Origin of the sequence: Blastococcus capsensis (genome assembly GCF_030165005.1) — a bacterium.
Taxonomy (GTDB): Bacteria; Actinomycetota; Actinomycetes; order Mycobacteriales; family Geodermatophilaceae; genus Blastococcus; species Blastococcus capsensis.
Map to the genome: position 1 here is coordinate 85,588 of NZ_JASNNW010000006.1, position 21,056 is coordinate 106,643.

The 21,056-nt window shown below is 71.2% G+C and carries 15 protein-coding genes; 4 read left to right on the forward strand and 11 right to left on the reverse strand.

Going from position 1 to position 21,056, the window contains the following annotated elements; all coding sequences use genetic code 11:
• Positions 1-5: 5 nt before the first annotated feature.
• From QOZ86_RS06470 to QOZ86_RS06490, 5 genes are all read right to left on the reverse strand, one after another.
• Positions 6-1,610, reverse strand: coding sequence for a glycosyltransferase family 2 protein (locus QOZ86_RS06470; protein ID WP_284491147.1), 1,605 nt, complete (start codon positions 1,608-1,610; stop codon positions 6-8).
• Complete coding sequence (locus QOZ86_RS06475) at positions 1,607-2,845, reverse strand: class I SAM-dependent methyltransferase (RefSeq protein ID WP_284491148.1); 1,239 nt, start codon at positions 2,843-2,845, stop codon at positions 1,607-1,609. The genes QOZ86_RS06470 and QOZ86_RS06475 overlap by 4 nt, the downstream gene beginning before the upstream one ends.
• Before the next feature lie 3 nt (positions 2,846-2,848).
• A complete protein-coding gene (locus QOZ86_RS06480) occupies positions 2,849-5,350 on the reverse strand; it encodes a glycosyltransferase (RefSeq protein ID WP_284491149.1) in 2,502 nt (833 codons plus the stop codon).
• A 121-nt stretch (positions 5,351-5,471) separates the two neighbouring features.
• Entirely contained in the window at positions 5,472-6,695 is a 1,224-nt protein-coding gene (locus tag QOZ86_RS06485; protein ID WP_284491150.1) for an ABC transporter ATP-binding protein, read from the reverse strand.
• A 12-nt stretch (positions 6,696-6,707) separates the two neighbouring features.
• The gene (locus QOZ86_RS06490; protein ID WP_348637953.1) at positions 6,708-7,535 is read right to left on the reverse strand and encodes an ABC transporter permease; all 828 of its coding nucleotides are present in this window, start codon (positions 7,533-7,535) and stop codon (positions 6,708-6,710) included.
• 97 nt (positions 7,536-7,632) lie between these two features.
• Between QOZ86_RS06490 and QOZ86_RS06495 the strand changes: the two genes are divergently transcribed.
• Complete coding sequence (locus QOZ86_RS06495; RefSeq protein WP_284491151.1) at positions 7,633-8,748, forward strand: glycosyltransferase family 4 protein; 1,116 nt, start codon at positions 7,633-7,635, stop codon at positions 8,746-8,748.
• A gap of 62 nt (positions 8,749-8,810) precedes the next feature.
• Here the strand turns inward: QOZ86_RS06495 and QOZ86_RS06500 are convergent, their stop codons facing one another.
• Both QOZ86_RS06500 and QOZ86_RS06505 read right to left on the reverse strand, forming a co-directional pair.
• Positions 8,811-11,363, reverse strand: a complete 2,553-nt coding sequence (locus tag QOZ86_RS06500; RefSeq protein ID WP_284491152.1) for a SpoIID/LytB domain-containing protein — start codon at positions 11,361-11,363, stop codon at positions 8,811-8,813.
• A complete protein-coding gene (locus QOZ86_RS06505; RefSeq protein WP_284491153.1) occupies positions 11,363-14,164 on the reverse strand; it encodes a peptidoglycan recognition protein family protein in 2,802 nt (933 codons plus the stop codon). Before QOZ86_RS06505 ends, QOZ86_RS06500 begins: the two co-directional genes overlap by 1 nt.
• 396 nt (positions 14,165-14,560) lie before the next feature.
• Between QOZ86_RS06505 and QOZ86_RS06510 the strand changes: the two genes are divergently transcribed.
• Together QOZ86_RS06510 and QOZ86_RS06515 are read left to right on the forward strand one after the other, a co-directional pair.
• Positions 14,561-16,114, forward strand: a complete 1,554-nt coding sequence (locus QOZ86_RS06510; RefSeq protein WP_284491154.1) for an LCP family protein — start codon at positions 14,561-14,563, stop codon at positions 16,112-16,114.
• Entirely contained in the window at positions 16,114-16,911 is a 798-nt protein-coding gene (locus QOZ86_RS06515) for a TIGR03089 family protein (protein ID WP_284491155.1), read from the forward strand. Before QOZ86_RS06510 ends, QOZ86_RS06515 begins: the two co-directional genes overlap by 1 nt.
• Positions 16,912-16,977: 66 nt before the next feature.
• Here the strand turns inward: QOZ86_RS06515 and QOZ86_RS06520 are convergent, their stop codons facing one another.
• From QOZ86_RS06520 to QOZ86_RS06535, 4 genes are all read right to left on the reverse strand, one after another.
• Positions 16,978-17,379, reverse strand: coding sequence for a GtrA family protein (locus QOZ86_RS06520; protein WP_284491156.1), 402 nt, complete (start codon positions 17,377-17,379; stop codon positions 16,978-16,980).
• A gap of 164 nt (positions 17,380-17,543) precedes the next feature.
• Positions 17,544-18,698 (reverse strand): acyl-CoA dehydrogenase family protein, encoded by a 1,155-nt coding sequence (locus tag QOZ86_RS06525; RefSeq protein ID WP_284491157.1) that lies wholly within the window; start codon positions 18,696-18,698, stop codon positions 17,544-17,546.
• A 23-nt stretch (positions 18,699-18,721) separates the two neighbouring features.
• The gene (purE, locus tag QOZ86_RS06530) at positions 18,722-19,237 is read right to left on the reverse strand and encodes a 5-(carboxyamino)imidazole ribonucleotide mutase (RefSeq protein ID WP_284491158.1); all 516 of its coding nucleotides are present in this window, start codon (positions 19,235-19,237) and stop codon (positions 18,722-18,724) included.
• Between the two features lie 10 nt (positions 19,238-19,247).
• Entirely contained in the window at positions 19,248-20,453 is a 1,206-nt protein-coding gene (locus QOZ86_RS06535) for a 5-(carboxyamino)imidazole ribonucleotide synthase (protein WP_284491159.1), read from the reverse strand.
• 74 nt (positions 20,454-20,527) lie between these two features.
• Between QOZ86_RS06535 and QOZ86_RS06540 the strand changes: the two genes are divergently transcribed.
• Complete coding sequence (locus QOZ86_RS06540; RefSeq protein WP_284491160.1) at positions 20,528-21,034, forward strand: GtrA family protein; 507 nt, start codon at positions 20,528-20,530, stop codon at positions 21,032-21,034.
• Positions 21,035-21,056: the final 22 nt, after the last annotated feature.

Genomic DNA, 21,056 nt, shown 5'->3' on the forward strand with positions numbered 1-21,056 from the left:
CGGCCTCAACCCTCGGCGGGAAGGCCCGGGGTGTCGTGTCGCCAGAACCGGTCCCGGCTGAGCTCCGCGGCCCAGCGAGCGCGCAGGCTGAGCACCTCTCCGGACGTGACCTCTCGGGTGCGCGAGCGGGACTCGAAGTGGTGCAGCACCGCATGCGGGGTGACCAGGACCCGATAGCCCTGCTGGGCGATCTTGATGCTGAAGTCCACGTCGTTGAAGTTGACGGGCAGCATCCGGCTCAGGCCACCCACGGCGTCGAAGACCGCGCGGGGGAACAGCGCGCAGGCCCCGGTCACGCCGGACACCTCGCGGTCCACCAGGTAGTCGCCCACCGGCCCCGGGGCGTCGGCCGGTTCGCCCTCGCCGACGTGCACGACGTGCCCTCGCCCGAAGCGCATGCCGACGTGTTGCATCGCGCCGTCCTCGTAGAGGAGCTTCGCCCCCACCAGCCCGACGTCCGCAGCGAGCAGCCCCACCATGGTCTCGAGCCAGTCCGGGGTGAGCACCTCGGTGTCGTCGTTCAACGAGAGCAGCAGGTCACCACGAGCATGGTGAACACCGACGTTGATCTTCGCGGAGTAGTCGAAGACGCCGCGGTACTCCACCATCCGCACGCGGGTCGGTGCCAGGTCGACCAGTTGCCGGCGGACCTCGGCCGGAGTCACCGTGTCGGCCACGACGACGATCTCGTAGTGCGGATAGGTCGACCGGTCCACCACCGAGCGGACCGCCTCCACCACGAGACAGCGCTCGCGTCCCTGCACCACGGAGCGGGAGCCGCGCGTCGGCACGATGATGCTCACGAACGGTGCCTTCCGGAGCACGCGTCGGATCCGGTAGACCCCGACCGGGTGCACCTGCTCCACCGTTCCCTCGATCCCCACCCGGGCCAGGTGCTCCGTGAGGGCGCGCCGGGCCGCTGCGAAGACGGCGCTGTTGTCGCTGCGCTGCGAGACCGAGCGTTCGTGGATCCGCCAGTGGTAGAGCACCTCCGGGATGTGCACCACCTCCCGGGCCCGCTCGGTGGCCCGGAGTGCGAGGTCGTAGTCCTGGCTGCCGTCGAAGCCGTCCCGGAAGCCGCCCACCTCGGTGAGGAGGCTGCGCCGGTAGGTCACCAGATGCCCCAGGTACATCTGTCCCCGGAGTCGCTCGGGAGAGAAGTCCGGCTTCCGGAAGACGTTGTGCAGGTGCCCGTCGTCGTGCAACTGGTCCTCGTCGCTGTAGAAGACGTCGGCGACCGGGTGGGCCGCTGCGGCTCGGCCGACCACCTCCAGCGCGTCCGGGACCAGCAGGTCGTCGTGGTCCAGAAGTGCGACGAACGTCCCGCGGGCCACGGCCAGGCCGCGTGCGCTCGCCGCGACGATGCCCGAGTTGGTCGCCAGCACCTCGGTCCGCACCCGCGCGTCCCGCGCTGCATGCTCGGCCAGCGCCGCGGTGAGCTCCGCGTCCCCCGAGCCGTCGTCGACGAGCACGAGTTCCCACGACGGCTCCGTCTGGACCAGCACCGACTCCACCATGGCGCGCAGGTGCTCCGGCTGCGTCCGGTAGACCGGCACGAGGACGGTGAACAGCGGCGGGTCGCCCGACCCGGAGGCGCAGGCCTTCGTCATCGGGGCCGGCGAACCCTGCGGGCGAGGACGACGGGAGTCAGCAGTGCGCGGCCGGCCTTCCAGGTACTGCTCTGCCGGATCAGCTCCAGCTCTCTCTGGTGGGCGCGGACGGTCTCGTCGAGCTCGGCGCGCAAGCGCTGTTCCTGCAGACGGCTGTGGTGCAGGTCGGCGTGGACGGCGACGAGGTCCTCGCGCACCTTCGCCACCTCCACCTGCTCGGCGGCTTGCGCCTCGGCCTGCACCTGGGCCCGCGCCTCGGCCAGCGCCTCGGCCTGCGCCTGGGTCCGCGCGTTCTCGGCGAGGATCCGGGCCTGGGCGAGCTGGGCCCGCAGCCCGATCAGCTCATCGACCAGCGCCAGCCTCGCCAGGGAGTCGCGCTCGTCGCCTCCCTCGCGCACGCGGGACACCGCGTCGATCAGCCGGTCGCGGTCGGCGGCGACGTCCTCCCGCTCCTGAACGGCCCGGTCCCTCAGCCGGGTGAGCTCGTCGACCTGTTGCCGCAGCACCGTGCGCTCGGTGTCGGTGCCGCTCCGCAGGGCATCCAGTTCACGTTGCGCAGCCAGCAGAGCCTCGCGCTTGGCGAGCACTTCCCGCCACAGTGGCGCGAGGACCGACTCGTAACCGCCGGCCACCTGGGGAGCAGTCAGCGGCTGCCGCTGGAAGAGGACCGCCCACGGCGAGAGGAACGATGCGTCGACGTCCGTCCGGCGGAAGAACCCGTGGCGGGCGAAGTCCTGCGCCCACGAGGCGGCGGACCGGACGTTGACGTGGGTGGGCTGGGCGAAGTCGTCGGGGGTCGAGGAGAACAGCACGGTGTCCGTCGCGGCACAGATGTTGGCGATCGCCTGTGCGGCGTCCACCGGCGACATGTGCTCGAGCACCTCGATGCAGCAGACGAGGTCGTAGCGCTGGGACAGGGGCTGGGCCAGGTCGTGGACCTCCAGCCGCTCCCGGAGACCCTCGGGGGCTCCGGCCACCGCGAACTCGGAGATGTCCCCGCCCCGTGCGTCCACGCCCCGCTCGGCCAGCGCGCGGACGAGCAGGCCGATCCCACATCCGGCGTCGTAGACGCTGGACGGCGCGAGGGTGGCCACCACCGCATCGGCCACTCCCCCGAAGAACGTCCGCCAATGCGGCTGCTCATAGGTGTAGGGCGGCCCCGAATGCCCGTCGTAGTAGGACGCCGCGTAGTCCGAGGAGAGAGTTCGCGGCGAGTCAGGCGTGCACTCCCTCACCGATCACCGCCGGCGGCGGAGCTGGCCGCGCGCCACCCGGACGGCTCGGGCACCGACCTTCTGCGCCAGCAACCGCGGCCCGCCCTCCTTCAGGTAGTTGCGGATCAGGGCCAGGTCGCCGTGCACCCCCTTCCACGGCGGTGGCACCACGCGCACGCCGGAGGTGAGCTCCAGCCGCCCGGAGGCGTCCAGGAGGTCGTCGGCGCGGCGGGGGTCGCGGCAGAACGAGATCAGCGGCTCCAGCACGCGGGACCACTGGTACTCGGGAACGATGCCGGACAGATTGGCCCGGTAGCGAGCACTGAGCGCCTCGTCGGTCAACAGGCTCACGAGGACGTCGGCCAACCGGTCGACGTCGCCCGGCGGCACCGTCTGCCCGAGGTCGCGCTGCTCGATGAGAGCGGCGAGCGAGTCCCCCTGGGTGCACACCACCGGCAGGGAGGTCCACATGTAGTCGAGGATGCGGGTGCGGAAGGAGAACGCGGTCTCCACGTGGTCGAGATGGGTGCTCACCCCGATGTCGCTCTCCAGCAGGAAGTTCTGCCGCTGTTCGTACGGCACCCACTCGTGGTTGAAGATCACCACGCTGCCGAGCAGCCCCAGTTCCTCCGCCAGTCCCTGGGCCTGGACCGCCATCCGCATCTCCGGCACGGCCGGGTTCGGGTGCTTCACGCCCATGAAGAGCAGCCGGGCCTGTGGCACGCGCTCCTTGACCAGGGCCATGGCGCGGATGAGCGTGAGCGGATCGAACCAGTTGTAGATCCCCCCACCCCACAGGACGACCTTGGCGTCCTCCTCGATCCCCGGGATGACGCCCTTCACCGCGCGCCCCGTGGACACCGGGGGCTCGTTCTCCACGCCGAAGGGCACGATGGAGATCAACGACTCGAGCGTCTCGTCGCGGTCGTAGACCGCGGGGTTGACCCGGCCGATCGCGGCCATCTGCCCCAGCCAGAAGTCCCGCTGCTTGTCGGAGGCACAGAGGAAGAAGTCACCCCGGGCGATCTGCTCGTTGAGCACGGCGGTGGCCGATTGGACGACCTCGCGGCGGCGCTCCTCGCCCAGGTCCTTCGCCTGCTCCAACTGCTCGAGGTGGAAGGGGTCGTACATGTCGACGACGATCGGCTTGGTGCTGGACCGGAGCACCGGGTACTCGTGCATCAGGTAGCCCTGGAAGACGATGACGTCCGCCCAGCGCTCCAGCTCCGCCATGACCTGCTGACCGGGTATGTGGCGGGTCTCGAACTCCGACCGGACGAGGTCGCAACCGGCCGTGGTGGCGAGCACCACGTCATGCTCGCCGGACAGAGCCTTCGCGATGTGGAACGCACGGATCGCCGGCCCGGCCATCCGGCTGGCCAGCGTGTCGCCGGTCAGCACGAGCACGCGGCGGCGATTCCGGAACGGGACGTCGACGGCGAAGGCATCGCTGATCGTCTGGAAGTCGCCGACGAACTCCGGATTCGGGATGTTGGGCACCAGCGGCTGACCGAACAACCGCACGATCTCACCGTCGCTGCGCTGACGCCGCGCCTGGATCTCCTCCCGGCTGCGGCGCAGGGAGGCCAGCTCCCGGACGAAGCCGTCCACGGCGTACGCCGAGGCCAGCAGGGTCCGCGACACCTCCTCCGTCGCCGACTCGTCCGTCGCCGGCGGGGTGACTGCCAGGTCGAGGGACGAGCTGTCGGCGCCGCCGAGAACGACTCCGCGCCGTACCGCGAGCGCCAGAGCCGGAGCGAGGAAGCGCGCCAGGTTGTCGTCGTCGTAGTTCTTGTAGATCGTGAAGAGCGCGTTGCGCTCCAGCAGGAACTGCTCCCGCCAGGCGCCGAGCTTGGACATCGAGGCATGGTGCTTGTGCAGCACGCGGGCACGCGGGGCGTAACGCACCCGGTATCCGGCCAGCCAGAGCCGCCAGCCGAGATCGACGTCCTCGAAGAACATGAAGTAGCGCTCGTCGAAGCCACCGATCTCCTCGAAGGCCGAGCGCCGGACGACGAGCGCCGATCCGGTGCCGAAGAGGACGTCGCGTGCTTCGTCGTAGCTGCCGTCGTCCGGGGCGCCGACGTGGATCTTGAACGCCTGGCCGTACCAGGACAGCGCACTTCCGACGAAGTCCACCTTCTCGCCCGACCAGTCCACGACCTTCGCCGCCACGGCGCCCACCCCGCGGTCGGCCAAGGCCGCCGTGGCCTCCCGGAGGAACTGCCGATCCGGGCGGGCGTCGTTGTTCACGAAGGCGAGGTGCTCACCCTGGCTCTGTCGGGCACCGAGGTTGCAGCCACCGGCGAACCCGAGGTTCTGCTTGGACTCGACCAGCTCCACCCAGGGAGCGGCGGCGCGGATGCGCGCGACGTCGTCGCCACCGCTGGCGTTGTCGACGACGACGACGTCGAGCGCCTCCACTGGCCAGTCCAGGCCGCGAATACCCTCGAGGCATGCGATCGTGTCGTCCGCTCCGCGGTAGTTGACGACGACGATCGTCACGGTCGGTGCGTCGATGCTCATGTTCTCCTCTTGCCGGTCGGGAACTGTGCGCCGCGGAGGGCGGCCCGTCGGGGGGCGGCCCGTCGGGGCGGCCGGACCCGGAGCAGCGGCACGGACACCGCGGACCGGACCGGTCGTGCGATCACGTGACGGGAGCCCGGTCCACTGCCACGTCCCATGACCCGCCGAGGGAGACGACCCCGTAGCGGTCGCGGGGATGCCCCGCCGTGACGTCGAACCGGAACATGCGGTCCCGGTGGTCGAAGGCGTGGGTACCGGTGGAATCCAGGACCGCGGCAGTGACCTGGTAGGTACCGGGGGTGAGCATCAGCGTGGGCACGTGGACGTCGACGTGACCCGATCCGTGCACGGTGCCGGTCGACAGACCGACGTCCTGGCTGTTGGGACCGGTCACGTGCACCCCCTCCAGGCTGTAGATGGCCATCCCGAACACCGGCTCCGCGACCGGTTCGGGTGCCGTCCAGCGCAACCGGAAGGTGACATCCGCCCCGGTGGAGACCTGGCTGGTCACGCGACCGTCGCACAGCAGCTCGGCGCCGTCCAAGGTGATCTCCTGCGAACCCCAGCGCGAGCCACCCGAGGACGTCGAATCCCCGGGAGCCTGCGTGCGGTCCTCGTGGGAGGCGCCGACGTATTCGTCGACGAGGTCGGAGGGGCGACCGACGCCCTGCAGCTTGCCGTGGTCCAGCCACGCCACCTCGTCGCACATCGAGCGCATCGTGCCCAGGGCGTGGCTGACGATGATCACCGTCCGGCCCTGCGCCCGGAAGTCGGCGAACTTCTCCATGCACTTGCGCTGGAAGGACTCGTCCCCCACGGCGAGCACCTCGTCGACCATGAGGATCTCGGGGTCGACGTTGATCGCCACGGAGAAGCCGAGACGGACGTACATGCCGGAGGAGTAGTTCTTGACCGGTGTGTCGATGAAGGTCTCGAGCCCGGCGAAGTCGACGATCTCGTCGAACTGCCGGTCGATCTGCTTCCTGGACATGCCGAGGATGGAGCCGTTCAGGTACACGTTGTCCCGGCCCGAGAGCTCGGGATGGAAGCCTGCCCCCAGCTCCAGGAGAGCCGAGACCCGGCCGTGCACGCCGATGCTGCCCCGGTCGGGCACGAGGATGCCGGCCAGGCACTTGAGCAGCGTGCTCTTCCCCGAGCCGTTGTGACCGATCAGGCCGAACGTCTTGCCCGCCGGGATCTGCAGATCGATGTCCTGGAGCGCCCAGAACTCCTCGAACTTGGCCCGTCGACCACGCATGAAGGCGGCCTTCAGCGACTGGTTGCGCTCGTGGTAGAGCCGGAACCTCTTGGAGACCCCGGAGGTCTCCACGGCGATGTCACCCATGCCTGATCACGTTCACAGTTCTTCGGCGAGACGGCCGGAGAAGCGGTTGAAGACTGCCAGGCCGAGCCAGAGCGAGGCGATCGCGCACCCCACCACGACGGCGATCGTGGTCAGGCTCGGGACCGCCTGCTCGTAGAGCAGGTCCCGGAAGGCTTCCACGTAGTGCACCAACGGGTTGGCGAAGTACAGGGAATCGATGTGGAACCGCGCCACGAGCGAATCCGGTGAGACGTCCTGCACCAGAGTGATCGGGTAGATCACCGGGGTCGCGTAGAAGAGCACCTGCAGCCCGATGGCGACGAAATGGGCCGAGTCACGGAAGTAGACGTTGGCGACGGCGAAGACGAGCCCGAGCCCGGTCGCGAACACCGCCAACAGCACCATCAGGACGAGCGTCGGCACGATCCACAGCAGGGGATTCACCCCGAAGACCACCAGGGCGAGCAGGAGCACCGCCATCTCGATGGTGAAGGTCACGAAGAGGGCCGCGGATGCGGCGAGGACCAGGTGCTGGCGCGGGAACGCGGTCTTCTTGATGAGGTTGGCGTTGCCCGTGAGCGCCCCCATCCCGCCGTTCACCACGCCGCTGAAGTAGTTCCACGGCAGCAGCGCGCACAGCAGGAACAGCGTGTAGTTCTGCAGCCCGTCCACCCCGACCGTGGGCGTGATCCGCAGGATCGCGCCGAAGACGACGGTGAAGATGAGCGTCGCGGCCAGCGGATTGAGCAGGGACCAGAACCAGCCGAGTGCTGTCCCCTTGTACTTGCCCCGCAGCTCTCGCAGAACCAGGTTGCCCAGGAGCTCGCGGTTGCCGAAGGCAGCAACGAACTGAGAAATCAGATCCTCCCGGGCCCGAACATCCCGTCACCCGGACGGGCGACGTACAGATGGTACTAGGCGGGGGGGCCGACCCGTCGCATCGCGTAGCTTCGGCGGCGTGAGAATCGGCCTGGACGCCACGCCTCTCCTCGGGCGCCGGACCGGTATCGGTCGCTATGTCCTGCAGCTGGCCGCGGAATTATCCGCCCGCACGCCAGGCGACGAACTGATCGCCACCGCTTTCACGCTCCGCGGATCCGGCGACCTGGCGGACGCCGTGCCGCCCGGTGTGCCGGCTCGGTCGCGACCCGTGCCGGCGCGCATGCTGCGCGAGCTCTGGCGACGGGCCGAGTGGCCGCCGGTCGAGCTGCTGTGCGGCCGGATCGATCTGTTCCACGGCACGAACTTCGTCCTCCCACCGAGCCGGGCAGCCGGCGTCGTGACCGTGCACGATCTGGCCTATCTCAGGTACCGCGACACGGTCTCGGCCGACTCCGCGCGTCTGCGCGAACTGGTGCCCCGAAGCCTGGCTCGGGCGCGGATGGTGTGCGTTCCCAGCCCGTCGGTGGCCGAGGACCTCCAGGAGGAGTACCGGCTTTCGCCCGATCGGGTGCAGGTCACGCCGCTCGGCGTCGACCCGGCCTGGTCGGCAGCGGTCCCCCTCGCAGGGCACCGCCGTCAGGAACTGGGCCTCGATCGCCCGTATCTCCTCTTCGTGGGCACCCTCGAGCCGAGGAAGAACCTCGATTTCCTGCTGCGGGCGTTCACGATCGCCGCTGCCGAGGACCCGGACGGGCCGGTGCTCGCGCTCGCCGGGCCGGTGGGATGGGGCCCGGACGTCCGGATCCCGGAGGCGCTCACCGGTCGCGTGCTGCGGCTGGGCTACCTCGACGACGCCGACCTCCGGTCCGTCGTGGCCGGAGCGGAGGCCATGGTGTTCCCGTCGCGCTACGAGGGCTTCGGTCTGCCGCCCCTGGAGGCGTTCGCGGCCGGCGTGCCGGTCGTGGCCAGCGACATCCCCACGACCCGGGAGATCGTCGGCACCGACCCCGACCTCGCCCGGCTCGTCCCTCTCTCCGACGTGACTGCGCTGGCCGAGGCGCTCGCACAGCGCTGGACCGGGACGGAGGAGCCGGAACGGCGCCGCAGACGCCAGGCGGTGACGGCGGGCTACACCTGGACCGCGACAGCCGAACTGACCCGCCGCGCGTACGAGCGGGCCCGTGCCGGCTGAACGGGCCATGAGGCCTCCGCGGTTCCGGGGCGTCCTGCCGATCGGCTCGACGCCCCGCCCGATCAGCTCACCGTGACCGTCCGGCAACCCAACCGGGGATTGCCGGAGCCCGCTCCCTGGTTGATCGCGTACACGCACACCTGGTGGGCACCGGGAGACAGCGTTCCCGACCAGGTGAAGCCGTGCGAACCGCCAGCGGCCGGGTACGCCTGCCCGACGTCCGGTCGCCGACCGTCGGCCACGAGCTCGGCGATTCCGCGCCCGTCCACGTAGACGTGTGCGAGCAGCGGGGCCGACGGCACGTCCGGGTCGAACGTCCAACCCCAGGCGGTCAGCGTCGATCCCGACACCGTCACCGCGTCCAATGCCCCCACGGGATTGCTCTTCGACTGGTCGTCGACCGAGACCGAGCGGCAGCCCAGCAGCGAGTTCGCCGTCCCCGCGCCCTCGTTGATCGCGTAGGCGCACACCCGGTGCGAGCCGGCCGACAGGGTGCCCGACCAGGTGAATCCACGTGCGCTGCCCGCCTCCGGGTACACCCGGCCGACGTCGGGTCGCGACCCGTTCGCCACGACCCCGCCGACCCCGCGACCGTCCACGTACACGTGCACCTTCAGTGCAGTCGCCAGCACGTCCGGGTCGAAGGCCCAACCACCGGCAGTCACGGTGGCTCCCGAGGCCGTCACCGCGTCGAGCCTGCCGACCGGATCGGGCTGGGCGATGGTGACCGTGCGACAGCCCAGAGCAGGATTGCCCGTCCCGGCGGCCTGATTGAGGGCGTAGGCGCAGATCCGGTGCGAGCCGGGCGACAGGGTGCCCGACCAGCTGAATCCGTGCGCGCCGCCCGCCTCCGGGTAGGCGCTGCCGACGTCCGGTCGTGACCGGTCCGCCACCAGTCCGGCCGTGGCCCGACCGTCCACGTAGACGTGCACGTCGACCGGCGCCGTCGGCGCGTCCGGATCGAAGGACCAGCCGCGGACGGTCACGGTCGACCACCGCACGCTCGCCGAATCCAGGTTCCCCTTGGGGTTGTGGACGGCTGGGTCCTCGATGTCGACCACGCGACAGGCGAGCGTCGTGTTGCCACCGGGCCCCACGTTGATGGCGTAGACGCACAACTCGTGGCGACCGGGCTCGAGGGTCAGCCGGGCCGAGAAGCCGTGCGCGGGGCCCGCATCCGGGAAGGCGGCCCCGACGTCGGGCCGGCTCTCCCCGGCATGCAGGACCGCCGCGCCCACCCCGTCGACGTAGACGTGCGCCTGCAGAACGGTCGTCGGCTGGTTCGGGTCGTACGTCCAGCCGGCCACGGCCACCGTCTGCTGATCGACGGTGACCGAGTCGACGTACCCGACCGGGGCGTTGCCGTCCCGGGGTTGCCACCAGGTGGACTTGAGGTTCAATCGGGCGCCGACCTTGACGGTCGCCGAGCTGCCGACCAGCTCCATGGAGGTGATCCGGCCCCCCCACTCCCCCAGGCCCTCCCGGGAGAGAACGCGGATGCCCCGCAGGGTCCCGACGGCCGGGTAGCGCTCCTGCAGGTAGGCCGCCGACAGCGTGGTGCTCCACCGGTGGTTGGTGTTGCGGCCGTCGACACCGTCGTACGGGTCGGCGAACCGGCCCAGGTAGGGCTGGCTCCCGGCGGAGGACGCTCCTCCGTTCGAGGCGCTGAACTGGGTGAACGCCGGACTGCCGTTGTAGTAGAGGGCGGTGCCGGCGGTGGCCGCCACCGCGGCGTTCGTGCGCTCGTACTCCAGCACCTGCCACGTCGCCTCCGGGCCGGACCGGTAACTGCGCCCGCCGTAGACCTGGCAGGCCGTCGTGTCGCAGATGTCCCAGGCCGCGGCGCTGGGCGTCTGCGCGTCCCAGTGCGAGTAGCTCCGGGCGGCGATGGCCTGGGCCTCGAGCGCCGCGGGCTCGAACCAGGACGGGGACTCCCTCGGGACGACGCCCTTGAGGTACTCCTCCATCGACACGTGGTTCACCGCCGTGCTGGAGTCGGCGGCGGTCCGGACCACCTTGACGAGACCGCGGTAGTTCCGTGCCGTCCCGTTCGGCGCGAAGACGGTGACACCGTCGGCCGTGCGGAACGCGATGGGCCCGTCGTAGGCTCCCGAGCCGCCCAGCGAATACCCGGTCCACGTGGAGCCGGTGAGCACCTGCAGGGTCTGCTTGCTCCCGCTGGTGAGGACGCGGTAATCGGCGGCCGCGACGGTCTTCGACAGGCCGCTGGCCTCATCGGTGACGGTCAGATCCAGCGCACCGGTCGGCTCGATCCGGACCGCCGAGGACGCGGTGGCGGTCAGCCGCACCCTGAGCACCGGGTTGCCGATCGCGGTCGGCGTCGTCCCCGGGTAGTAGAACCGCACGATGTCGGCGTGCGGCAGGCCGGACAGCGCCGCACCCTGCGCACCCCACTGGGACATCCCGTGGCCGTGGCCGTAACCGCGGCCGTCGATGGTCCACGACCCGCTGCTGGGCACCGGGTAGTACTCCCCGGCCGCCTGCGCCGGGGACGACCAGGCCAGGGCGACCGAGGCGCCGAGCACCAGGGCCAGCGCGGTGAGCACGGCGGCGCACCGCGCCCGCCGTGAGGAGGGATGGATCGCCGGGATCATCAGACGGTCACCTTCCGGCAGCCGAGGGTCGTGTTGTCCGTGCCGGTCCCGACGTTGATGGCATAGGCGCAGACCGTGTGACTGCCGGGCTCAAGGGCGACGGACAAGCGGTAACCGTGGTAAGCGCCCACGTCCTTGTTGGCCAGCGCCACGTCGAGACGCTCCTCGTCGGCCCGCACGGCCTGGCCGACCCCGTCCACGTAGACGTGCGCGTCGATCGACGAGGTCGGTACGTCGGGATCGTAGGTCCAGCCGTGCACCGTGAGGACGCCGTCGGTCACGGTGGCGTCGTCCAGCGTGCCCTCCGGGTTGTAGGCGGACTCCGCCACGGTGAACGTCGTGCAGCCCAGCAGCGGGTTGCCGGTGCCCTGGTCGACGTTGATCCCGTAGGCGCAGACAGAGTTCGTGCCGGCCGGTGCCGTGATCCTGGTCAGGAAGCCGTGGCTGTCCCCTGCGCCGGGGTGCGACGCCGCCGCGTCGGCGTGCGGTTCCGCCGCCAGCAGACCCTTGAGACCCTCGCCGTTCAGGTACAGGTGGACGCCGATCGGGTATGGCACCCGGTCGAAGTCCAGCGCCCAACCCCGGACGTCCACGTAGCGGCGGTCGACGACCGCGCCGTCGACGCCGCCGACGGGGTTCCAGGCCGACGCGGCGACCGTCACGTCACGGCACCCCAGCAGCCTGTTGCTCCCCGTAGCGACGTTGATGCCGTAGGCGCAGATGCGGTGCCGGCCCGCGTCGACCGCCAGAGCGGTCCGGTAACCGGAGGCGGTACCGACGCCGAACGGTGCGTACCCGGCGGCGCTGGCGGCGGCCACGGAAGTGCCCGCCGCCACGGTGCTCGCACCGCGGCCGTCGACGTAGACGTGCACCTCCGTCGCGTTCGTCCGGGCATCCGGGTCCACGGACCAGCCGTCCAGCGTCACCATGCGGCCGGCGACCGTCGCACCCGACAGCGTCCCCACCGGACTGTGCGAGGCGGTGCCCACGGTCACCGTCCGGCAGCCCAGCTGCGGGTTCTCGGAGCCGGCACCGACGTTGATCGCGTAGGCACAGACCTGGTTGCTGCCGGAACCGAGCTGGAGGACGGCGCTGAAGCCGCGCGCCGGGCTCGCCCCTGGGAAGGCCCCGGCCACGTCGGGCCTTGCTGCGCCGGCCGTGACGGCTCCCGCACCCCTTCCGTTGACGTAGAGGTGGACGGCGAGCGCGGTCGTGGGCTGGTTGTCGTCCAGCGCCCAGCCGCGGACCAGGACCTCGCTGCCGAACACCGTCGCCGAGTCGAGCGATCCTCTGGGGGCCGCCTGCGCGCCGCGGACGGCGATGGTGCGGCAGCCCAGATTCTGATGCGTGCCGATCCCCTGGTTGATACCGAATGCGCACACCTGGCGGTTTCCTGCAGGGACCGGTACCACGAGCCGGAAGCCGTGCAGCGACCCGGCGACCGGGAAGGCAGCACCGACGTCGGGGCGCCACTCACCGGCGGTCAGGCCCCGTACCGGCCGGCCGTCGACGTGCACGTGGACCACCAGCGCGGTCTCGGGGACGTTGGGGTCGAACGCCCATCCGGAGAGCGATACGGCCTCGCTGCCCACCGCCACGCTGTCGAGGTGACCTCGCGGATTGCTGTAGGCGGGAAGCTTGGCCGCCACGAGGTTCCGGACCGTGTCCATCTTGGCGTACCCGTAGAGGCCCGGGCAGCTGGTCTTGCTCACGTCACGGTGCCCGAAGATCGTCGGCAGACTGACCGAGGTGCCGGCTGTGTACCGTGTGCTGCCCGCCGAGGTCAGGGTGGTGGTACCGCCCGGATCGATCCGGTAGAGGGAGAACTTCCACGCGATGGTCTCGGCGACCGCGTCGAGCATGGCCGAGGTTGGCTCGACCTTGTCGTAGTTGCCGAGCATGGAGACGCCGAACGTGTAGGTGTTGAAGCCTCCGGCGTGCGCGCCGATGACGGTGCTGGCCAGTCCGCCGTGCCGGCCCTCCCAGATGCGGCCGTACCGGTCGACCAGGACGTTGTATCCGATGTCGCCCCAGCCCCGGGTCACCGTGTGGTAGCTGTAGATGCCGCGGAGGATGCGCGGTACGTCCTCCTGCGCATAGTCGTTGCTGCCGGCCGTGTGGTGCACCGTGGCGGCTTTCACCGTGGCGGGGTACTCGGGGTCCCAGGTGCGGATGGTCTCGTCCGCCCCCCACTGTGCCCGCGAGTACACCGGCGGCATCGTCCCGGCGGCCTGCGCGGTGTCGGTGATGTCCGGGCTGACCTGGACCGCGTCGGCCGCGCTGGTCCCCGGATCGACCAGGGTGAGCTCGACGTCCGTGGGCTGCGCGCCGGATCGGGTGACGAGTTCGGCCTCGACCGCCGTGCTCGGGCCGGTCCACAACGGCTCCGTGCCGCCCCGCACGGTCGTCCCCGAGTCGGTGCCCGCGTCCTGGCCGCCGACCTCGGGCTCCACCTCGGTCCACTCGCCCCACGTGCCGGAGTCGTCCTTGGCCCGGATCTGCACCACCGTGTCGGTGACCGCGGGATCGTGCGCCCAGGTGACACCGACGAGGGAGAACCGGGTGCCGCTCTCGGACACGGCCAAGGTCGGCGCGGTGTCCGGGACGCCGCTCACCGTCTCGGTCGTGCCCGCCTGCACCTCCGCCGAGGGAGCCGGGTCCGTCACGGAGCCCATGGCAACCACGTCTGAGGACGTCGCGACCGGCTCGGCGCTCGGGGCCGGTGCTGCGTAGACCGGCAGCACGAGGACGGTCCCCGTCATGGCGAAGAAGGCGATGGAGCCGGCGATGAGACGGCGCACGAACAGTTCCTCCGATGTGCTTGGCGTCGATCGACAGTGGCGGCTCGGCCACGGCCGTCCCCCACGTCATCGGTAGGGACGGCGCCAGGCTTGAGGCGGGGCGGCAAACTCGCGCGAATCCGACCGAGTCACACCTGGGTCGAGTCCACTGACGCTGCGGGGAAGCTCCGCGACCGGCGGTTGTCGGTCAGGCCGTGCCGCCACGGGTGGCGGGTACGCGTGGGACGGAAGTCGCGAGGGTGACCAGCCAGGAGCTGAGCGACGACGGGTGTGACAGAAACACGCCATCGTTCCCCCGCGGCCCTCCGAACGGGACGTATCGTTCCGGCACGATCAGGCCGTCGGACGAGGTCGCGACACCTGGTGCCGAGGCCGGCCCCGACGTGAGGAACACACGTGACCAGCTCAGACGAGCGCCCCGCCGGCGCGCCCAGCCCGCTGCCGGCGCGACTGGATCCCCGAGCCGGCCGCTCCCCCCGCCACGACTCGGGGACGAAGGGGCACGCGCCCAGGTCGGGTGGTATCCCCCCCGGGAGCGGCACCCCGTTCTGGCGGCTCGCGGTCGCCACCCGAGCCGTTGCCGCCGTGCTGTCCGTCACCCTTCTCGGGGTCGGCGGCTGGGGCTGGTACCTCGGCAGGGTCGCCGACGCCAGTGTCAGCCGCACGAACGCCATCCCGACCAGCGGCAACGAGGGGACCGGCCGCGCGGGCGAGGCCATGAACCTGCTCCTGGTCGGCAACGACAGCCGAGCCAGCGCCACGGAGGAACAGCTGGACGCGCTGAACACCGAGGCGAGCAAGGGCGTCAACACCGACACGATGATCCTGGCGCACGTGCCGGCGGACGGTTCCGGCGCGTCGTTCGTCTCCTTCCCCCGCGACTCGTACGTGAAGATCCCCGGCTACGGGTGGGACAAGCTGAACGCGGCCTACGCCTACGGCTACACCCAGGAGGCTCCCGAGGGCGCGACCGAGAAGCAGAAGCAGGCAGCCGGCGCACAGCTGCTCATCCGGACGATCAGCCAGCTCACCGGCTTGCAGATCGATCACTACGCCGAGGTCGATCTCCTGGGCTTCTTCAACCTGTCCAGTGTCGTGGGCGGCGTCGAGGTCAACCTGTGCGAACCCGCCCAGGACGAGTTCTCCGGGGTCGACCTGGAGGCGGGCGTGCAGACGATCAGCGGCGAACAGGCGCTCGCCTTCGTCCGCCAACGGCACGGCCTGCCACGTGGCGACTTCGACCGGATCGTCCGCCAGCAGACCTTCATCGGCGGGATGATCCGCAAGATGCTCTCCGACAACGTCCTGTTCGACCTGGGCAAGCAGCGGGAGCTCGTCGGTGCGGCCGCCGACTCGCTGACCGTCGACCAGTCCCTGGACCTCTTCGAGCTGGCCGGGCAGATGCAGTCCGTCACCGCCGGCAACGTCCAGTTCCAGACCGTGCCCAATGTCGGGACGGACCAGGAGGACGGCAAGTCGATCGTCCGACTGGAGGACGAGGACTCGCTGCACGACTTCTTCGCCCAGCTCTCCGCCGAGCCCGAGGAGGTGGCCGCACCCTCGCCCGAGGCCCCGGCCACCGTCGACCCGTCCACCGTGGAGGTCGACGTCTACAACGGCTCCGGGATCTCCGGGCTGGCCGGGAAGGCGGCCGACGCGCTCACGGCGAGCGGCTTCTCCGTGGGAACGACCGGCAACGCCTCCTCGATGGACCACGAGCAGACCGAGGTCCGTCATGCCGCCGGGGACGAGGCCCTCGCCCGGACCGTGGCCGCCGCCATCCCTGGCGCGGTCATCAAGGAGAGCGACGACGCCGCCACCGGTACCGTCCATCTGGTGCTGGGCAGCGACTTCAACGGCGTCGGTGAGGCGGTGACCGCGGCCCCGGCCGCGCCCGCGGTGGAGACCGAGGACGCCCGCACGGCGGCGGACACCACCTGCATCAACTGATGGCCACGCCCACGACCCCGGCCGATCTCCTGGCGCAGGCGCTGCGCCGCTCGCCTGCCGCTCCCCTGGTGACGTACTACGACGACGCCGGTGGAGAGCGCGTGGAGCTCTCCACGACCACGCTGGCCAACTGGGTCGCCAAGACGGCGAACCTCCTCCAGGAGGAGTTCGACGTCGGACCCGGCAGCCGCGTGGCGCTGGCCCTGCCCGTGCACTGGCAGACCGCCGCGGTCCTGCTCGCGGTGTGGAGCTGCGGAGCGACGGTGCTCGACACGGCCACCGAGGACGACGGCCGGCTCGACGACGCCGACGTGGTACTGGCCGCCCAGGACCGCCTCCCACCGCTCGAGGAGCGGGGCGTCGAGGAGCTGCTGGGGCTGTCGCTGCACCCCTTGGGCATGGGCATGACCGGCTACGCGGGCGCCGCCCGCGACTTCGCCCTCGAGGTGCGGGCACACGGCGACACCTTCGTACCCTGGACCCCGCCCAGGGCCGACGGCCCCGGGCTGGTGGCCGGCGGGCTGGAGCTCTCCCTGGGTGGGCTGGTCGAGGCCGCTGGCGCGCTGGCGGGACGTCTGGGCATCATCGGCGGCGACCGGCTGCTGATCGACGTTCGCGTGGCCGCTGAGGCCGGGCCGGTCGCATGGTTGCTGGCTCCGCTGGCGGCCGGGGCGTCGATGGTCCTGGTCAGCTCGGCCGATGTGTCCGGGCTGGCCCGCCGGGCGGCGAGCGAACACGTGACGGCCACGTTCGGGGAACGTGTCGCCGGGATCCGCGAGCTCGGTGACAACGCCTGACGGAACCGCCGTCGCGGGACAGGCCGCGCACTGGTCGGCACGATCCGAGAGCTCCCGGCGAGGCGGTCAGCCCCGGAACACCCAGTGCTTGTAGGCGAGGAAGTTGACGACCCACAGCAGCCCGACGGCGATGACCTTGGCGACGACCGCGGGCACGGAAAGAGCCACGAGTCCCGTGACGATCGCGAGGTTGGCGAGGTAGTTCAGGACCACGAGGATCCCGTACCGGCGGAGCTGTGAACCCGCCCCGGTACGGATCTCGAAGGTGAAGTACTTGTTGGCCAGGAAGTTGGCCGCGAAGGCGAGCCAGAACCCTGCGGTCGTGGCCAGCCACAGCGGCTGGTCCGCCACGTCGTACAGCAGCCACAGCGTTCCGGCGTCGACGCCGAGACTCGACAGACCGACCGCGAAGTAGCGGATGAAGGTACCGCTGAACCGCGACCGGAGCACGACCCAAGCGGCAGTCACAACGCGCCCACGATAGTGCACCCGGGGCAGGCTGCCGACGACATCGGCGCACCGGCCCGACCACCCCGCCGGGAAGGCAGCCACGCCGACCTGCCGCACCGGGGGCTCGGCGCGAGCGCAGCGGCACCACCGGCTTCACCGCTGCAGTGACGCTGGTCGGGCGGCTACCGCAGCAGCGAGCGGGCGATCACCATGCGCTGGACCTGGTTGGTGCCCTCGTAGATCTGGGTGATCTTGGCGTCGCGCATCATCCGCTCCACGGGGAAGTCCTGCGTGTAGCCGGCGCCGCCGAAGAGCTGGACGGCGTCGGTGGTCACCTGCATCGCGACGTCGGAGGCGAAGGCCTTCGCCGAGGCGGAGACGCGGGTGACGTCGGGCCGGCCCTGCTCCCCCGCCGCCGCGGCGACGTAGACCAGGTGCCGGGCGGCCTCGATCTTCATCTCCATGTCGGCGAGCATGAACTGCACGCCCTGGAACGAGCCGATGCTCGTCCCGAACTGGCGGCGCTCCTTGACGTAGGCCACCGCGGCGTCCAGCGCGCCCTGGGCGACGCCGACAGCCTGGGCGCCGATGGTCGGGCGGGTGAAGTCGAGGGTGCGGAGCGCCGTCTTGAAGCCGGTCCCGGGGGCACCGACGATCCGGTCGGCCGGGATGGTGCAGTCGGTGAAGTAGAGCTCGCAGGTGGGCGAGCCCTTGACGCCCATCTTCCGTTCCTTGGGGCCGACGGCGAAGCCCGGGTCGTCGCGGTGGACGGCGAAGGCCGAGATGCCGTTCGCGCCCTTCCCGGGGTCGGTGACGGCCATGACCGTGTACCACTCGGAGATGCCGGCGTTGGTGATCCAGGCCTTGGTGCCGTTCAGCACCCAGCTGTCGCCCTCCAGGCGGGCGCGGGTCTTCATCGCCGCGGCGTCGGAACCGGCCTCCCGCTCGGAGAGCCCGTAGCTGATCATCGCGTCACCGGCGGCGATCGACGGCAGCACCTTCTGCTTCACGTCTTCCGACCCCGACAGGATGATCGGCATCGAGCCCAGCTTGTTCACCGCCGGGATCAGCGAGGCGCTGACGTCGACCCGCGCGACCTCCTCGATGACGATGCAGGTCGCGATCGCGTCGGCGCCCTCGCCGCCGTAGGCCTCGGGGATGTGGGTGGCGTGGAACCCCGCGGCGGTCAGCGCCTTCTGCGCCTCGGCCGGGTAGCGCGACTCGGCGTCCACCTCCGCGGCGTGGGGCGCGATCTCCCGCTCGGCGATGTCCCGCACCGCCGCCCGGATCGCCTCGTGCTCCTCGGCCAACGCGTACAGCCCGCTGTTCGTACCCACGTCCGCGATCGTAGGACGTCCGGTTACCCGTCGGTAGCCAGGCGCTCCTGCAGGGTGAGGTCCCGGGCGACGACGCTCTCGGCAAGGTCAGCCTGGAACCGTTCGACCCGGACGCGCAGCTCCGCGTCACCCGCCGCCAGGATCCGCACCGCCAGCAGGCCGGCGTTGCGGCCGCCGCCGATGCTCACCGTCGCCACCGGCACGCCCGCCGGCATCTGCACGATCGAGAGCAGGCTGTCCAGCCCGTCGAGCCGTTCGAGCGACCGGGGGACGCCGATGACCGGCAGCGGGGTCGCCGCGGCGACCATGCCGGGCAGGTGCGCCGCTCCCCCGGCTCCGGCGATGATCACCCGCAGCCCGCGCGCCGCGGCGCTCTCGGCGTAGTCGAGCATCCGGCGCGGGGTGCGGTGGGCGGAGACGACGTGGGCCTCGTAGCCGATGCCGAACTCCGTGAGCGCCTGAGCGGCCGGCTCCATCGTCGGCCAGTCGGAGTCGCTGCCCATGACGATGCCGACGACCGGCGGCTCGGGGCGGGTCATGCCGTCCTCCTCAGTGCTCGGAGTCGAAGCTGAACGCCGGGTCGACGACACCGTCGGCGAGGTAGCGGGCGGCCGCGACCGCCCGAGCGCGCACCTCGCCGAGGTCGGTCCCCAGCGCCGTGACGTGACCGAGCTTGCGGCCGCGCCGCTGGGTCTTGCCGTACCAGTGCAGCTTCACGTCCGGCCAGTGCGCCATCAGGTGGTGGACCCGCTCGTCGAGGGCCGGGCCCGACCAGCCAGGCTCCGCCGCTGCCCCGCCGAGCACGTTGGCCATCACGACCACCGGGGCGGTCATCGCCGTCGAGCCCAGCGGATAGTCGAGGACGGCCCGCAGGTGCTGCTCGAACTGGCTGGTGCGCGCACCCTCGATGGTCCAGTGCCCGGAGTTGTGCGGTCGCATCGCCAGCTCGTTGACCAGCACGCCGCGCTCCGTCTCGAACAGTTCGACGGCGAGCATGCCGACCACGCCGAGCCGGTCAGCGATCCGGACCGCGAGCTCCTGGGCCGCGGTGGCCAGCTCGTCGGCCAGCCCCGGAGCCGGGGCGAGGACCTCGGCGCAGATCCCGTCGCGCTGCACCGTCTCCACGACCGGCCACACCGCGACCTGGCCGAACGGCGACCGCGCGACCTGCGCCGAGAGCTCCCGCACCATCGCGACGCGCTCCTCGGCCAGCAGCGCCCCGTGCTGCTCGACCAGCGCGCCGGCCTCCTCGACGTCCCGGACGACGAAGACGCCCTTCCCGTCGTACCCGCCGCGAGGGGTCTTGAGCACGACCGGCCAGCCGTGGACGCCGGCGAACTCGGCCACGGCAGCAGCGGATCGCACCTCCGCCCACGCCGGCTGCGGCTCACCGGCATCGGCCAGCGCGCGCCGGAGCACCAGTTTGTCCTGGGCGTGCACCAGCGCGTGCGGACCGGGGGCGACCCGGTGGCCGGCGTCGACCAGCGCGCGCAGGTGCTCGGGAGGCACGTGCTCGTGGTCGAAGGTCACCACCGTGGCGCCCTGCGCCAGCCGCCGCAGGTCGGCCAGTTCCCGGTGGTCGCCGAACTCCACCTCGGCACCGACGAGCGCGGCCGACTCCTGCGGGCCGGTGGCCAGGATGCGCAGCGACTGCCCCAGCGCGATGGCGGCCTGGTGCGTCATGCGGGCGAGCTGGCCGCCACCGACCATGGCGACCACGGGCAGGCCGGTGTGCGCGTGCAGGGAGGCAGACATGGTGCCCCGAAGGCTAGCCCGAAGGCTCCGGGCAGCGGACCGGCACCGCAAGGACTGCTCCGTACACTGCGGGCGTGGGCTTTCCCGCGCGGATGCGCCGGCTGCTGAGCACGCGTCCGGGCCGCCTGGTGCGCGAGCTGGGCGCGTTCGGCGTCGTGGGCGGGGTGTGCTTCCTCGTCGACATCGCGCTGTTCCAGCTGCTGTACGCCCACGTCGGCGTGGGCGCGGTGACCTCGAAGCTGCTGTCGACCCTGGTGTCGATGACCTTCGCATTCCTGGGGCATCGATTCTGGTCGTTCGCCGGCCGGGCCCGCACGGGTCTGCGGCGCGAGTACTCGCTGTTCGCCGTGGTGAACGGCAGCACCCTGCTCCTGGGGCTGGCGATCGTAGCCTTCGTCCGCTATCCGCTGGGCCAGGAGGGCGCGCTGGTGCTCCAACTGGCGAACGTGGGCTCGATCGCCGTGGGCACGGTGATCCGCTTCCTCGCCTACCGCCGCTGGGTCTTCCCCGCTCCGGCGGCCGATGCGGCCGACACGCCGGTCCGGGATGCGGAGTCGTCCCGGCCGATGCAGCCGAGCTGAGCCGCCCGGGCGCGTCGTCCGG

What these genes read in the sequence shown, in the direction of transcription:
- QOZ86_RS06470 (WP_284491147.1), bottom strand. Translation starts at nt 1,610, where the DNA reads ATGACGAAGGCCTGCGCCTCCGGGTCGGGCGACCCGCCGCTGTTCACC.
- QOZ86_RS06480 (WP_284491149.1), bottom strand. Translation starts at nt 5,350, where the DNA reads ATGAGCATCGACGCACCGACCGTGACGATCGTCGTCGTCAACTACCGC.
- QOZ86_RS06485 (WP_284491150.1), bottom strand. Translation starts at nt 6,695, where the DNA reads ATGGGTGACATCGCCGTGGAGACCTCCGGGGTCTCCAAGAGGTTCCGG.
- QOZ86_RS06500 (WP_284491152.1), bottom strand. Translation starts at nt 11,363, where the DNA reads ATGATCCCGGCGATCCATCCCTCCTCACGGCGGGCGCGGTGCGCCGCC.
- QOZ86_RS06515 (WP_284491155.1), top strand. Translation starts at nt 16,114, where the DNA reads ATGGCCACGCCCACGACCCCGGCCGATCTCCTGGCGCAGGCGCTGCGC.
- purE (WP_284491158.1), bottom strand. Translation starts at nt 19,237, where the DNA reads ATGACCCGCCCCGAGCCGCCGGTCGTCGGCATCGTCATGGGCAGCGAC.
- QOZ86_RS06535 (WP_284491159.1), bottom strand. Translation starts at nt 20,453, where the DNA reads ATGTCTGCCTCCCTGCACGCGCACACCGGCCTGCCCGTGGTCGCCATG.